The following is a 16082-nucleotide window of genomic DNA, read 5'->3' as shown; positions in this document are numbered from 1 at the left end:
TTACTATGAAAATTATTCTTTTAGGAGTGTGTCTCATGGAAAATGTATTTGATTATGAAGATATTCAGTTAGTTCCAAATAAATGTGTGGTTAACAGCCGATCTGAGTGTGATACTACGGTGACACTGGGTGGCCGTCACTTTAAGCTTCCTGTTGTGCCAGCGAATATGCAAACCATCATCGATGAAAAAATTGCCCTATATCTTGCTGAAAATAACTATTTTTACATCATGCACCGCTTTGAGCCACAAAAGCGTCAGGCTTTCATTGAAAACATGCATGCAAAAGGTCTTTACGCTTCCATCAGTGTTGGAGTGAAAGAAGAAGAATATCAATTCGTTGAAGAGCTTGCAGCAGCAGGGCTTACTCCTGAATTCATCACGATTGACATTGCCCATGGGCATTCCAATGCTGTCATCAATATGATCCAGCATATCAAAAAACACTTGCCAGAGAGCTTTGTCATTGCTGGTAATGTTGGTACACCTGAAGCTGTGCGTGAACTGGAACATGCCGGCGCAGATGCAACAAAAGTCGGAATCGGACCTGGTAAAGTGTGTATCACAAAAATTAAAACTGGTTTCGGAACTGGCGGCTGGCAGTTGGCAGCACTTCGTTTATGTGCAAAGGCAGCAAGCAAACCAATCATTGCCGACGGCGGAATCCGTACACACGGTGACATCGCAAAATCCGTACGTTTCGGGGCAACAATGGTCATGATCGGCTCCCTATTTGCCGGCCATGAAGAATCACCAGGAGAAACCATCGAATTAGAAGGAAAATTAGTCAAAGAATACTTCGGCTCCGCTTCCGAATTCCAAAAAGGCGAAAAGAAGAACGTCGAAGGCAAAAAAATGTTCGTCGAGCATAAAGGCTCCTTACAGGACACATTGACCGAAATGGAACAAGATCTTCAATCTTCCATCTCCTACGCTGGAGGAACCACTTTAGACTCCATCCGTCACGTAGATTATGTGATTGTTAAGAATTCTATTTTTAATGGGGATAAGGTCTATTAAGCGTCTAGATATGGGACTTAAAAAAGTAAAATGGTCGGAAGAAAATTCATCTTCATAAAAGAAGAGCTGCTTGATATTAAATATCAGCAGCTCTTCTTTCATTTTACCAACGGGCAGTCAGCATTTTTCTTCTTGTATAAAATTCTACTCCGTCTGATCCGTTAGCATGAAGATCACCGTAGAAGGAGTTTTTCCAGCCTGAGAATGGGAAGAACGCCATTGGGGCAGGAACACCTATGTTGACACCTAGCATGCCGACTTCAATGTTTTCCCTGAAGTAACGGACACTGCTCCCATTTTGAGTAAATAGGCATGCACCGTTTCCAAAATCAGACTTATTGGTAAGTTCGATTGCTTCTTCCAGATTCTTCACGCGAACAATGGATAGTACTGGAGCAAAGATTTCTTCCTTCCAGATTTTCATAGTTGGTTGAACATGATCAAAAATAGTTGGGCCAATAAAATAACCCTTTTCGTGATAAGCTTCGTCATTGCGGCCGTCACGGACAAGGGAAGCCCCTTCTTGTTCGCCACTCTCAATATAGCTACTTGTACGGTCTTTATTTTCCTGGCGGATTACTGGACCTAAGAAGACATCCTCGTCCATCCCGTTTCCAATTGTCAGCTGGCTTGCCTCTTTATTCAATCTCGCAACAAGCTCATCCGCTACAGAGTCCACCGCAACTACAACGGAGCACGCCATGCACCTTTCTCCTGCAGAACCGTATGCTGCGCCAATAATTTCTTTCACTGCCCCGTCAAGATCCGCATCCGGCATGACAATGGAATGATTTTTCGCACCAGCAAGCGCCTGAACCCGTTTGCCTCTAGCGGTCGCAGATTTGTAAATATATTCGGCAACCGGTTGGGAACCAACAAAAGAAATAGCAGGAACATCTTTATGCTCAATAATGCTGTTTACTACATCATGTGCACCATGGACAATATTGAATACGCCAGAAGGCAGACCAGCTTCCGTAAACAATTCTGCCAGGCGGTTCGCTAGGATCGGCGTCCTTTCTGATGGCTTTAGGACGAATGTATTACCGCATGCAATGGCAAGAGGGAACATCCAGCAAGGAACCATCATCGGAAAGTTAAAAGGTGTAATTCCCCCAATGACACCAACTGGATAACGGTACATACCGGATTCAATATTTGTTGCAATATCTGGTAGCTGCTTACCCATCATCAGGGATGGGGCACCTGCAGCAAATTCCACACATTCTATGCCACGCTGTACCTCTCCATATGCTTCTTTAAAGCTTTTGCCGTTTTCCTGTGTAATCAATTTGGCTAACTCATCCCAGTTGTCTATTAATAGCTGCTGATATTTAAATAATACCCTTGCTCTCTTCGGAACTGGTGTTTTACTCCAGATTTTGAACGCTTCTTTTGCTGCTTGAACCGCTTTATCAACATCCACCTTTGTAGATATAGGCGTATGTGCAAGCACCTCACCAGTAGCAGGATTTGGCACAGCTTCGAATTTATCCGTATTGGAGTCGACCCATTCCCCATTGATAAAGTTTTTTAATATGTTTTGTGTTGCTGTTGTCATCTTTCATTTCTCCTTTCACCTTTAGAATCTATGAATTAGACTTTCTCTTCCTCAGTAGCAAGCTGATAGTCATAGCAAACATGGTACAGTTCTGCCAATTCAACCTGGGTCGGCACTCTTGGGTTATTTGCCGGACTGCCAGAGTCAATTGCGTCTGATGTCATTTTTGCCACGGCAAGCTTAAAGGCTTGCTCATCAATCCCCCAACCTCGCAAGTTAGGAATCTGTAATTTTAAGCAAAGCTCCTTAATAGATTGAACCGCAACCTCAGCCGCTTCTTTATTGGAAAGGGCTTGGTTTTGAGGTGTAAAAACCCTGCCGATATCCGCCATGCGATCCACACATGATTCCTTGCTAAATTCCAACACCGCCGGCAACAGCATGGCATTCGAAATTCCGTGTGGCACATGGAACAACGCCCCTATCGGACGGCTCATACCATGCACTAGACATACAGACGCGTTTGAGAATGCCATTCCAGCCTGAAGCGCTCCCAAACTCATCGCCTCACGCGCATCGATATTTCCCCCATCATTGTAAGCGGTTAAAATATTCTCCACGATAAGCTTCATAGCTGACAAGGCTATCGTGTCTGTCATTGGATGTGCTCTTTTGGACAAGTAAGCTTCCACCGCATGACTTAGCGCGTCCACTCCAGTTGCTGATGTTACATGTTGCGGTGAGGATAAGGTCAGCAACGGATCAACAATTGCAACATTTGGCATAAAAGCAGGCTGTTTAATCATCATTTTGACATCAGTGGAGGAACTCGTAATCACCGTTACATCTGTCGCCTCAGAGCCTGTCCCAGCTGTTGTCGGTATCGCAATGTGAGGAACTGGTGCTTGCATTGCGAGCTTCTTTCCACCCATATAGTCGCCAATATAGCCTCCGTTCGTCACAAGAACCGCAATTGCCTTTGCCGTATCGATACAGCTACCGCCACCAACAGAGATAACCAAATCACATTGCTCTTTTTGGAAAATCTCCATTGCTTCTGCTACATAATCATCAGTTGGCTCAGACGCCACCCCAAGATATACGACACTTTGAACATCCGTTGCTTCCAAATACGTTCTGCATTCATTGACATATCCCAGTTGATCCATTATTCGATCACTAATGACTAAAGCTTTGCTCCCCCTTTGTGCAGCTTCAGCTCCAACCTTTTCATAAGAGCCTCTTCCATAAAAAATAACCTCCGGAACACGAAAAATTGCTGGTTTCTCCATTGAACTTTCCACCCCTTTTGTTCTGTCAAAAACATACTTGCAAAAAGCGTGCCAACATGGAAACCCTTACATTCCAAAGTTCTATGTTCGTAAGAATGTAGTCCCTACACTACAGTTGTAGATTTATTGTAGCGAAAACCCTACACCACCCTCATACTAATCCGTGTTTTTTTAGCTTTTGATAAAGAGTTGTTCGATGGATGCCAAGCAATTCTGAAGCCTTAGATTTATTCCCACCAGCTTTTTTTAGTGCCTCGAGAATTAATTCCGACTCTTTTTTGTTTCCCAAAAACTTGGCTTCTTCGAGAAAACCTCGTTCTACTTTTGTTTTCGTAGTTTCCAAGCGTTTCAATATATCCGGCAAATGATGATATTCAATCACCTTTCCATCTACAAGCGTCACCAGTTGCTCAATCGTGTTCACCATCTCCCTGATGTTTCCTCGCCAAGAATACTGGACAAAGGCCTTCACTGCTTCAGACGAGAAAATTTTTGCTGGCATCTGATACCGTTCACATATTTCTCTCAAATAATAAATCAGAAGAACCGGTATATCCTTTTTCCTTTCACGCAGCGGAGGGATATGCAATTGAATAATGTTAAGCCGGTAGTATAGATCCTCCCGAAATTTTCCCACTTCAATTAATTGCTTTAGGTTACGGTTGGTCGCAGCAATGACTCTTGCATTGATTTGGATCTTTTTCAGACCTCCTACCCGTTCCGCTTCCTTTTCCTGAAGCACCCTTAATAGCTTCGTCTGCATCACAAGTGGCATATCTCCAATTTCATCGAGAAATATCGTCCCATTGTCGGCAAGCTCAAATTTCCCCGGCTTCCCGCCCTTTCTTGCCCCGGTAAAGGCCCCTTCTTCATAGCCAAATAATTCTGATTCAAAGAGATGCTCTGGAATGGCTCCACAATTCACGCTAATGAACGGACCGGTTGAAAAGGGGCTGAGGTGGTGAATGCTTTTTGCAAACATCTCCTTTCCCGTTCCGCTTTCACCTGTTATCAAGACCGTAGCTGCAGTTCTTGCTGCCTTACGAGCCATCCTCTTTACCTCCATCACACCATCGCTTGTGCCAATGATTTGATCAATCGTAATTCGGCTGTCTTTTTCCTGTTTTTTTGTCAGCAAGTCTTGTTGCTTTTCTTGATTCCCCTGGAGCTTTTCATAGATTTTATATACTTCTGTTACACCTTCAAAAATGAGCATTCCAATAGCCCCAGCAATCCTGCCATTCTGCAAAAGCGGAATCCGATGGACCACCATGTCATGTCCTTGAATGTTTTGGAGAACACCCCTTTCTGCAATCCCCGTTTTCACTGTCTCATGCAGGTGGGTATTATCAATTACTTCTGTCACATGCCTCCCAATGGCATCCTCACGTGAAATTCCTGTAAACCGGCTATATGCTTCGTTGAATTCCTGCAGAATACCATTTTCATCGACTACCGCAATCCCCTCATACGCCGATTCTAGAATGGCCCCAAGAGCACTTGAAGAATGTAGTTGATTCAGTTTATACATATATTTAGACACCCCGTCGAGTATATCCCTTGCTGTTAGAACGCCAACGAGCTTGCCGCTTTTATCCAATACAGGATAATAATCATAAGGAAGTGATAGGGTATGAAGAATAGACTCATCTGGACGGATAAAAGCGAGATTCGCCATTGGAATGCTGCTGATTAGTTTTTCCCCACCATTGCCTTGCGCAAAATATTGTAGGAGTTTTCTCGAAGTAATAATGTTAATTATCATATTGGCTTCGTCCACGACAGGCAGGGAATCCAGTTGGAAATGTACCATCATCTGAGAAGCCTCTCCCAATGTCGTCCATGGATGAATAAAATAAGGGCTTGGTGTCATCCAATTTTTGACTTGAAATAGCTCTTCTTGTTGAGGATGTAGCTTCTCATCTAATTTAGAAAGAGACATGCTAGCACACCCTTCCATTATAATTTTCTAAATTATAACACTTCTAGCGTGCGTTTGCGGGAGCCCTGGGGTTATATTCCTAACTAATATGTATCGTATATACAATTAGTTCCTATATTAAAATTCTTCCGAATAAAAAACGAGTATGAAACCAAAAATGGTTTCATACTCGCTTCACGCTACATATAAGGAAATTCTTTAATGCTATCTTACTTAAACCATGCCTTCCTCTTAAACCAAATAAACAAGCTTATCCCCATGACGGCCATGACTCCAAGCGCGACAAAGTACCCGTATCTATAGGTCAGCTCAGGCATATTTTTCACCAATACAAATCATATCACTCGGTAGATTTTTGGGTCTGTTCTGATTTTGTTTAACTATATCAATTGTTAATGCCGTTTGTTCATTAGTTTGAATAGGGAATAAAGTCCAATCGCCAAAATTTGCTCCATTTGTTTCTAAAAAAGTTCCTTGTATTCATCTGGAAAAATAGCACCAAGTGCTTTTTCTGTTTTTTTCAATTCAATTAACGACACGCCAGCCACTTTCGAACTTGGATTAATCATGTTTATTACTTTCTTCAAATTTTCCTCCATGATACTTACGGATTACTTTGTCATACTACATTCAAATTAACTATGAATGTTTTCGATATTTATTATAAAAAAACCCTCTATTTATTCAATAAAATACAACATTTCCTCTTCAACTAAACTGCTCCGTTTGTTCAATAAGAAAAGGGGCTGCCGCCACCAATCCCTGTGCCAGAAACGCAATCCGTTAGTTAAGTTGTTTTTTTACAATCACCTTGAAAATTCGAATTCCTTCAACGATTTTTTTAATCCTAATAATGGTGTATTACTTTCCAATCGGTTTACAATTTCATTTGCACATTCTTCCATAGAGTGGGTGTATGTATTAACCTCAACATCGTAAATTACTTTTTTATGCACTAAACTAAGCTGAGAAAGTGCTTGCCCAATTTGGCGGTTTCCTCTAGACTTTTCTCTATGCTTAAGCTCCTCCACAGGACAATGAACTCCCACAAGAAGAATTGGGTAAGAGTTCAGAGTTTCATAAAAATTTTGTAATGTTGAGGGATCATGGAGAATTTGATCAAGAATTAAATTAACACCTTGATCTGAGAACATTGCCACATTCTTATAATAAAAATATTCTGTTTCAACTGATATAAGTCGCTGGTTTACTCTATCTTCCATCTTTTCTATGACCAAATCATAATCATCTATGCTAAAAGCAAAAAAGTCAGGAAGTAACTTTGTTATTTCCTTTGCTAAAGTTGATTTTCCTGAACTTGACACCCCGTTTAGAACTAAAATCATTCCTTTTTCCACAACACACACCCCAAAGTCCTCAGTTATAAACCACATTCCAAAGATTTCAATAACTATGAATAAATTTCCTGCTTATAGAATTAGTATTTTATCACTAAAATCCATAATCCTTCTTCCACTATACTGACCCGTTAGTTGAATAAACTCTGTATATAGAATAACATATTTGCAGAATAATCTTATAAAAATTGGCATCTACGAAAAAGCTTGCGATTTTAACGGTGAATATATCAACGAATACATAATAAAATAGCAGTCCTTTTGGGACTGCTACGGAACTACTTACTAACCATAGGAAGTAGCCCTTTATTTTCTAACTATTTATTTCATAGGGTAGCTTTCACTAATTAGTGAAACGGTACTACATCTCTCACCCGTAAGTTTTGAGTGTGTAATATCGTTAACGAGAGGTGAAATAACCGTGGTAAATCAACGTTTTGGATATTGCTTACTATAACATCTTTAATGGTGATTTACCGTTTTTTATGGGATTGCGTTAGCATTAAATTTACCAATTCAAGGAAATGATTCTTGCTAATAATAAAGGTCGGTTTAAACTAAGTCGATATTTTTGTTTAAGAGATACCATTAACAATTTGATTGAGTCCGACACTAATTGGTGTAGCTGAACGCCCAAGAAGTTTTTCGAAGTCATTACTTTCGACTTCAAGCGTACCTTCTCTAATGCCTGTTTGGATCTCCACTAGAAAAGGAATAAGAAAATCTGGTACACCTGCACCTTTCATAATGTCTGCATAAGTATTGTCATCTACTTGTTGTACTGGTACTTCTTTACCCAATACATTACCAAGAGCTGATACAAACTCTTCCTGTGTTAATAATTTTCCAGAAAGCTCGTAGATAGTGTTTTCGTGCCCATTACCAGTCAATACCTCAACCGCAGCCTCTGCATAATCTTGTTGTAATGCCCATCCTACCTTACCATTTCCTGCTGATGTCACCCAAGGAGCACCTGCTAGAACACCTTGAATACTTGAAATTTCATTTTCCAAGTACCAATTATTTCTTAAAAAAGAATAAGGAATACCTGTTTTCATGATAGCTTCTTCTGTTGCTTTATGCGTTGGAGCAAGGAAGTTTTCACTTTCCTTTGCATTCGCTATGCTAGTATAAGCAATAAATTTCACTCCAGCACGCTCAGCCGCAGCTATTGCATTCGCGTGTTGTCGTATTCTTGTTTCATTTTCCCCATCCGCAGAGATAATTAGCAAGCGATCAACGCCAGCAAAAGCCGCATCAAGTGTTTCCGGATAATCAAAATCACCTTTTCGGACATCTACTCCTCGAGCCCGTAATCCTTCTGCTTTCTCTGGATTACGAACACTAACAGCTACTTGGTTTCCTGGTACCTTTTTTAATAAAGTCTCTACAATTTTAGAACCTAATTTTCCTGTTGCTCCTGTAACTAACATTTTCATGTATTATTCCCCCTATATACTTTTCATTTTAATAGTGTAGTAATGATTGAACTTTCACGGATATAGTCATTTTCCTATTTTTTAACAACACGGTCTATTGTTCCCCCACCAATACAAATATCACCATCATACAGAACAACAGCTTGACCTGGGGTAATAGCCCTTTGTCTTTTGTGAAAATAAATTTTAACTGTACCATCTTCTTGCGGATAGACTGTTACCTCTTGATCCTCTTGACGGTATCTCATCTTGGCGGTACAACTAAATTCTTGCTTAAAAGTTAAATATGTTTTAATCCAATTCATACCAATAGCCTCTAAACCTTCTGAATAAAGTCCTTCGTTATGAAACCCTTGTCCAACAATCAGAACATTACGCTTTAAGTCTTTACCAATGACAAACCAAGGCTCCCCCGATCCGCCAATGCCAAGACCTTGACGTTGACCAATAGTATAATACATAAGACCATCATGGTGACCTTTAAATTCACCATCTACGGTTTGCATTTCACCAGGTTGAGCTGGCAAAAAGCCACTTAAAAATTCCTTGAAATTTCGTTCACCGATAAAGCAAATACCCGTACTATCTTTTTTCTTTGCTGTTGCAAGACCTGCCTCTATCGCAATGTCACGCACTTCCTTTTTGGATAAATGCCCTAGCGGAAACATAGTTTTCGATAATTGCTCTTGAGAAAGAGCATTAAGGAAGTATGATTGGTCTTTATTATGATCAGCACCTCGCAGCAATCGAAATTGTCCATCTTTTTCTTCGACTCTTGCATAGTGACCTGTTGCGATATAGTCAGCCCCAAGTAACATCGCATGATTTAAAAACGCCTTAAATTTGATCTCTTTATTACACATGACGTCAGGATTAGGTGTCCGACCTGATTTGTACTCTTCTAGGAAGTATGTGAAGACTTTATCCCAATACTGTTTTTCAAAATTAACAGCATAATACGGGATCCCAATTTGATTACTAACCTTAATCACATCTTCGTAGTCTTCAGTTGCTGTACAGAAACCACTTTCATCAGTATCATCCCAATTTTTCATAAAAATACCAATTACATCATATCCTTGTTCTTTAAGAAGCAAAGCTGTAACCGATGAATCAACACCACCAGACATTCCGACTACTACTCTTGTATCTTCTGGTCTTTTCTTCATACCTCTCACCACCTTTCAATCTCTTATTCAATTAAATGTTACTTAAATGCAGGAAACTGAGGTACTACCTTTTCTCCTAATTCTTTAATTACATCCTTTGCCGGACGTTGACCGTATTTTAAATTCAAAATAACATGATTAACTCCAATTTCCTGTAAGCGATTCAGAAATTCAATTAAAAATTTGTATCCGCTCCTAAACCCAAGGTGAATAGGAGTGGGGCCTTCATCCGGATTTTTTGCTAAATCAATATAAAGCGATTGAGAAAATGGCTGGAAATCATACGTTAAGGAACGCCAACCATCAATGAGTTTAGCTTGTACATCAATATTTCGCGGGTAGCTAATCCAACCGTCACTGTTTTCAGCTATCCACTCTAGTGACTGCCCTGAACGACCTGTCACGAAAACAGGAATATTTGATAAAACTGGTTTTGGCAAAAGGTCTCCTTTTTCTAATCCAACTCTTTGTGAGTTGATCAGTGGGAATGACTGTTTCCATACCTCTTTCATAACAAAAAATGACTCTTGAAATAATTCGGATCGTTCTTGTTGATTAACTTTATATGCAGAAAATTCAATAGGTCGGTCTCCAGTTGCAACACCCAAAAGGAGCCTTTGATTAGATATTTGATCTACAGATGCAGCACCTTTCGCTAGGTCAAGTGGATGACGTAGTGTCGTCACAATGCTCCCTGTCCCTAATGCAATCTCTTTTGTTTGAGCAGCTAAGTAACCTAGAAAAACCCAAGGATCATATATTTGACCAACATCACCAAAGGTTGGGTCATTCAACGGAACATCTCTAACAAATAAAGAAGCAAAATTAGCTTCCTCAGCTATTTGAGCAAGATCTACTTGATGCTTTAAATCCATAACTGGGATACTTCCCTTATATGCTTCCAAAGGAAAGAATAAACCAAGTGAAAGTTTGTTTTCTTGGAATGTGCGTGAATAACCCTTGTGCTTTTCAAATTTATTCATACTTTTTAAACTCTCCCCTTTTATAACTAACCTATCAGTCTTCCTATGTTTAATAAGTGAACTTCCCTGTTAATTATGCAGTTTCTTGCTTCACTGAATTTTGATTTGCGACATGATATTTGCCCCCACTCTGTAAAAAAAACATGAATGGTCGTAATTCGGAATGGCCACATTTAGGACAATGACCAATTTCTTTAGTTATCGTTAGGCATCTGTTGCAAACGTGTCTATGTTTTGCATTTGACATAACCATACATTTATCATACCTTTCTTTATTTTATTGAATGAAACCTCATAAGATTTATCGAAGTTAACTGAACTTTAAATAGTTACAGTTTACACAAAAAGAAACCTAAAACATCTAACAAAAATAGCATTTACCATCTGTAACAAAAAAGATTACATTTATATTAAAAATAAAGCAACTTATTAATATTGTTTTATTTTCTTTAAGATGGATGCAATTGAAATACGATCGAGGTATGCTGAAAAATATTGATCGGTTTCCTCAAAGACCTCATCCATCACAAGTTGAATATTAGAAGCAACCACACATTCCTCTTCAGGATCTCCAGAGCACCAATTGGGTTTAATCGCTCCACCTGACACTGAGCGATAAATTTGCCCCAATGTAATTTCCTCAGGATCTCTTTGAAGAATGTAGCCTCCTCCTATTCCTTCTTTTGTTCGTACAAATCTATCTTTACGCAAACAACTCATTATTTTACGAATTCTTGCTGGATTTGTGGAAACATTGTCTGCAATCTTTTGACTACTTGCCATATGATCAGGCAAATGCGCTAAAAGAACTAAGCTATGAACGGCTATCGTAAATTCACTATTCACTGGATTTCACTTCCTCTTGGCACCTGTACTGTAATAATAATTAATACAGTTTGAAAAGTCAACGAAATGGTTAGTTACTTTTATGCCAATTTTTGTATAATAAATTGAATTTACTTTTTTAATGCCTCAAATTCTTCGCCAATTTCTATCAGACTCAATCCCATTGAATATCATTATCAAAAAAACACTAAAAATAATTAATATATTATCATGAAAAGAGGTTGACCCCCTTGGCCAGAGTCAACCTTAGATTCCCGGTTAAAATTCACCTAATCGACAACCCAGCATTTTCCATATAATCTTTTCCCCAGTTATACATCGCATCGAGAATCGGCATCAAGCTTCTTCCTTGTTGAGTAAGGGAGTATTCTACTTTTGGAGGAACAACGGGATAGACTTCGCGTTTTACTATCAAGTCTTCTTCCAGTTCTCGCAATTGATTAACTAGCATTCTCTGCGTGATTCCTGGCATTAGAGCTTTCAATTCACCAAATCGCTTCGTTCCCTCTTTCCCTAGATGCCATAGTATAAGCATCTTCCATTTACCACCGATAACGGAAAGTGTTAATTCTTTTTCACAATTAAACATCTTTTCCTGCATTCGCGACATTTATCATCACCTCCATATTTATTATAGCCCATAGTATACTTTTTTCACTAAATAAAATATAAGTCTGTACTTGTTATATCCTTCCATACAAAATATATTAGCAGTGAACATATAATTCTCTATTCTGCTGTTCAATAGGAAGATGCATTACGGAAACTATTGAGAGCTCTCAACACGAGCACTTAAAATATCTTCTGTTGTGATTTCAAGTAATTTCTCCAGGAACCTTATTGTTCCTATTGTTCCTATTATATTTTCCTCCGTTTTAACGTTTTCCATTTTTTTATCATCTATCAAATCATTAAGAACTTTTCTGAAAGCCCTGCTTTTTATTAGCCACTCTCCAATCAGTTCTTTTGTTGCAGATCTTTCAAATTCATTTTTCACAGCAAATATACTTTCTCTTTTTGTTTCTATTATAGTAATAGCATTTAAATCAGAATTCATCCGTATCTTAAAATATCTCTTTTCACTATTATAATAATTTTCATTCCTCAACCGAAAATACTCTACACCTATAGTGATTTCGTAAAAAGAAGCTGTCTCTGTAATATATTGAATGTCTTTCACTTCAACATTTTTCAATAGATCTAGATAAGTTTCTATTCCATACTGAGTATTTATCATTTTTGCATCCAATACATTCATGAACTTCACATCCTTTTCTACCATCATATTCATTGTTTTCATTACCATCTCACAAATAACAGATGTATTTCTGTTAGTTTTTTTCAACACCATGTCCACCAAATTCGTTTCTTAATGCAGCTACCACTTTACCTGTAAAAGTATCGTTATCTAATGAACGGTAACGCATTAAAAGAGACATTGCGATAACAGGAGTCGCTGCTTGTAAATCTAAAGCTGTTTCAACTGTCCATTTCCCTTCACCAGAAGAGTGCATAATCCCTTTAATTTCATCTAGCTTTGCATCTTTTGAAAATGCACGTTCAGTCAACTCCATGAGCCATGAACGAATAACCGAGCCGTTATTCCATACTCTAGCCACTTTTTCGTAGTCAAAATCGAAATTGCTTTTTTCTAATACCTCAAATCCTTCACCAATCGCTGCCATCATACCGTATTCAATTCCATTGTGAACCATTTTTAAGAAATGACCGCTCCCTGCTTTACCAGCATAGATATATCCGTTTTCGACAGCTGTATCCTTGAAAATAGGTTCCACGATTCTCCAGGCTTCAGGGTCTCCACCAATCATATAACATGCTCCATTACGAGCACCTTCCATTCCACCAGAAGTACCGGCATCCATAAAGTAAATTCCTACTTCCTTTAGCTGGTCATATCGGCGAATGGATTCCTTATAGTGAGAATTCCCAGCTTCAATTACGATATCTCCAGCGCTTAATAATGGTGTCATTTCAGCAATTACTGAATCTACCACAGCATGCGGAACCATAATCCATACAACTCTTGGTTTTTCTAAAGATTCAACAAGTTCTTTTAAATCAGATGTACCTTGGGCACCGTATTTCTTCATTTCTTCAACGGCACTTCCATTTACATCGAAAGCTACTACTTCGTGCTTGTTATCAATTAAATTTTGACCTAAGTTTAATCCCATTTTTCCTAAACCAATTAATCCAACTTTCATGTTCATTTCCTCCTTAATAATCTAAAAATATTCTTCATCTTTTTTTACTACCACCATTTATATCCTTCCTCTGCCAATAATCGACGGGCAGCATCTGGTCCCATTGACCCGGAAGGATATAATTGAAGGGGAATTGTATTTTCCTCAAAAGCCTCTAAGATAGGCTGTACCCATTTCCAAGACGATTCCACTTCTTTCCAATGTGCAAAGAATGTTGAGTCGCCACGCATTGCATCGTAAATTAAAAGCTCATACGCTTCAGGAACATCTGCTTGCTTAGCAGAAAAATCAACATTGACTGGTTCTATTTTTCCATTGTTTAATGGGTTTTTACTATTTAATTGTAATGAAACACTTTCTTTTGGATTGATTTCAATCACTAAAAGATTTGGAGCAGTTTCTTCTTCTTGAGTCCTATACAAATCCTTTAAAGTATTTTTGAATTCAATTACAATTCTGGTCGATTTCTCTGTCATTCTTTTTCCTGTACGGATATAGAAAGGAACCCCTCTCCAAAAATCATCATCCACAAATAGACGGGCAGCCACAAATGTGTCATTTAATGAAGAAGGAGCAACTTCAGGTTCTCCTGTATACCCAACAACTGGTTTACCTTGGATTTCACCAGGACCATATTGACCTCGAATCACATGATTCACCACATCCTCTTTCTTTAATGGACGAAGTGATTCTATTACTTTTCTCTTTTCATTGCGGATCTCTTCTGCACTAATTTGTTTTGGGAGCTGCATTGCAGTCATCATCAACATTTGCAGCATATGATTTTGAAACATGTCGCGAATAGCCCCAGCTTTATCATAATAATCGGCTCTTTCTTCAACCCCAACTGTTTCGCTTGCAGTAATTTGCACATTTGCAATGTATTGGTTGTTCCATAATGCTTGAAGCACTGGATTTGCAAATCCTAACGCTTCCAGGTTTTGTACCATTGGCTTTCCAAGATAGTGGTCGATGCGAAAAATTTCTTCTTCATCAAAAGCTTTACTTAGTTTATCGTTTAATTCTTGAGCTGATTCTAAGTCATGTCCAAACGGTTTTTCGATAATTAGACGTTTCCACCCTTTTGTAGAACCTAGACCACTCTCTTTAATGTTGAAAGCAATCCCATTAAAAAGCTCTGGAGCAACAGATAGGTAGAACATACGATTTTCTGGAATATTCAATTCTTCTTCGCGTTGTTTAACGAGTTCAAGTAATCCTTTATATCCTTCAGCCTTGATAGCATCTACATGGCTATACCGAAAGGCACGGATAAACACTTCAAGGTTTGAATCGTCATGTAGTGATCGTCTAGAAAATGTTTTTAAAGAATCTATTACATGGTTTTGGAAATCAGTATCTGATAAATCTCCTCTGCCCACCCCAATAATTGAGATGGGCAGAGGTAATTTTTTATCCAAAAATAAATTATATAGGGCCGGGAAGATTTTTCTTTTTGCTAAGTCCCCTGTCGCCCCAAATAAGACAAATGTCATTGCCTCCATTTTACATACCTCCAAAATTAAAAATTTCACTTATGCCTTTAAAAAAACTACTATAACTCTTGATAGCAAATCCCTGGCTTATCCATATTTATATTTGAACCTGTTTGGCCCGTAATAATAATGTCCCTAAAATGCAAATGACCACATTTTGGACAATAACCATCATTCGATATGAAGGTTAGTCATCTTGAACAAACCTTGTGATGCTTTGCATGAAACCCGAACATACTATTCACCCTCTCAATGTAGTAAATGGATGCGGAAGATTAGTGACTGATGTATTTCGTGAATCTAATGTTTCAACAAGATGTAAGTATAATACCTACATTTTTAAAATGGAAGTACGCACTTTTTATTTAAATAGTGATAAAAAAAATACATACTAACAAAATATATACTATAGGAAATAACCTCATCTACTTTTGTACTAAATAATATAAAGCCAGGGTGAGCATCCTCTCCCTGGCCACAAAAATATATGTGATATAAATTTGTTGAGAACAGTATTCTTTATGTGTTGCACCTTTTGGCGTAATAAGCGAGCTATCTACTTTAGCTGTAAAGAGGAAGATAGGGTATTTAAACCTAAGAAAATCAGCTAGAAATTTCTTTAATAATAAGAGATTTTTATAAACAACATCAACAATGACAATTTGGGCAAGTATCAAGAAACTTATATAGAAATTGGCTATGCGAAATGGTGCATTGTTTCTTTTAAAGTTAATAGTAAGACTTATAAGCGGCTTGTCTCATAGTATACTTTTTAACACTATGTAAAATAAAAGTGCGTACTTTTAATGTTG

General features: G+C 38.5%; 14 protein-coding genes and 1 pseudogene. 1 reads left to right on the top strand and 14 read right to left on the bottom strand.

Annotated features, from left to right (window positions below):
* Positions 1–35: 35 nt before the first annotated feature.
* Positions 36–1019: a GMP reductase gene (gene guaC / locus ACQCT5_RS21165; RefSeq protein WP_499644883.1), complete on the top strand. Its 984-nt coding sequence runs from the start codon at positions 36–38 to the stop codon at positions 1017–1019.
* Positions 1020–1122: 103 nt separating this feature from the next.
* On the opposite strand, the gene ACQCT5_RS21160 is transcribed toward guaC, so the two are convergent.
* From ACQCT5_RS21160 to zwf, 14 genes and pseudogenes are all read right to left on the bottom strand, one after another.
* Positions 1123–2580, bottom strand: coding sequence for a CoA-acylating methylmalonate-semialdehyde dehydrogenase (locus ACQCT5_RS21160; RefSeq protein ID WP_499644881.1), 1458 nt, complete (start codon positions 2578–2580; stop codon positions 1123–1125).
* 35 nt (positions 2581–2615) lie between these two features.
* A complete protein-coding gene (locus ACQCT5_RS21155) occupies positions 2616–3812 on the bottom strand; it encodes an iron-containing alcohol dehydrogenase (protein ID WP_499644879.1) in 1197 nt (398 codons plus the stop codon).
* Positions 3813–3963: 151 nt separating this feature from the next.
* Positions 3964–5754, bottom strand: a complete 1791-nt coding sequence (locus ACQCT5_RS21150; RefSeq protein WP_499644877.1) for a sigma 54-interacting transcriptional regulator — start codon at positions 5752–5754, stop codon at positions 3964–3966.
* A 209-nt stretch (positions 5755–5963) separates the two neighbouring features.
* Positions 5964–6071: pseudogene (locus tag ACQCT5_RS21145) on the bottom strand (magnesium/cobalt transporter CorA); the annotation flags it as partial.
* Between the two features lie 144 nt (positions 6072–6215).
* Positions 6216–6341: a hypothetical protein gene (locus ACQCT5_RS21140; RefSeq protein WP_499644875.1), complete on the bottom strand. Its 126-nt coding sequence runs from the start codon at positions 6339–6341 to the stop codon at positions 6216–6218.
* 219 nt (positions 6342–6560) lie between these two features.
* Positions 6561–7112, bottom strand: a complete 552-nt coding sequence (locus ACQCT5_RS21135) for a chloramphenicol phosphotransferase CPT family protein (protein WP_499644873.1) — start codon at positions 7110–7112, stop codon at positions 6561–6563.
* Between the two features lie 575 nt (positions 7113–7687).
* Positions 7688–8551: an SDR family oxidoreductase gene (locus ACQCT5_RS21130; protein ID WP_499644871.1), complete on the bottom strand. Its 864-nt coding sequence runs from the start codon at positions 8549–8551 to the stop codon at positions 7688–7690.
* Between the two features lie 74 nt (positions 8552–8625).
* Positions 8626–9720 carry a tRNA 2-thiouridine(34) synthase MnmA gene (gene mnmA / locus ACQCT5_RS21125; RefSeq protein ID WP_499644869.1) on the bottom strand — a complete coding sequence of 365 codons (1095 nt, stop codon included), beginning with the start codon at positions 9718–9720 and terminating at the stop codon, positions 8626–8628.
* Between the two features lie 38 nt (positions 9721–9758).
* Positions 9759–10703 carry an LLM class oxidoreductase gene (locus ACQCT5_RS21120; protein ID WP_499644867.1) on the bottom strand — a complete coding sequence of 315 codons (945 nt, stop codon included), beginning with the start codon at positions 10701–10703 and terminating at the stop codon, positions 9759–9761.
* A 429-nt stretch (positions 10704–11132) separates the two neighbouring features.
* Positions 11133–11549 carry an Rrf2 family transcriptional regulator gene (locus ACQCT5_RS21115; protein WP_499644865.1) on the bottom strand — a complete coding sequence of 139 codons (417 nt, stop codon included), beginning with the start codon at positions 11547–11549 and terminating at the stop codon, positions 11133–11135.
* 265 nt (positions 11550–11814) lie between these two features.
* Positions 11815–12159: a winged helix-turn-helix transcriptional regulator gene (locus ACQCT5_RS21110; protein WP_499644863.1), complete on the bottom strand. Its 345-nt coding sequence runs from the start codon at positions 12157–12159 to the stop codon at positions 11815–11817.
* Between the two features lie 156 nt (positions 12160–12315).
* Positions 12316–12894 carry a hypothetical protein gene (locus ACQCT5_RS21105; RefSeq protein WP_499644861.1) on the bottom strand — a complete coding sequence of 193 codons (579 nt, stop codon included), beginning with the start codon at positions 12892–12894 and terminating at the stop codon, positions 12316–12318.
* Entirely contained in the window at positions 12881–13774 is an 894-nt protein-coding gene (gene gnd, locus ACQCT5_RS21100) for a phosphogluconate dehydrogenase (NAD(+)-dependent, decarboxylating) (protein ID WP_499644859.1), read from the bottom strand. The genes ACQCT5_RS21105 and gnd overlap by 14 nt, the downstream gene beginning before the upstream one ends.
* Positions 13775–13821: 47 nt before the next feature.
* Positions 13822–15279, bottom strand: coding sequence for a glucose-6-phosphate dehydrogenase (gene zwf / locus ACQCT5_RS21095; RefSeq protein ID WP_499644857.1), 1458 nt, complete (start codon positions 15277–15279; stop codon positions 13822–13824).
* Between the last annotated feature and the right edge of the window lie 803 nt (positions 15280–16082).

The organism is Sutcliffiella halmapala (assembly GCF_050107295.1).
In the GTDB taxonomy this organism is placed as follows: Bacteria; Bacillota; Bacilli; order Bacillales; family Bacillaceae_I; genus Sutcliffiella_A; species Sutcliffiella_A halmapala_A.
This window is presented reverse-complemented; position numbering and strand designations above follow the sequence as displayed.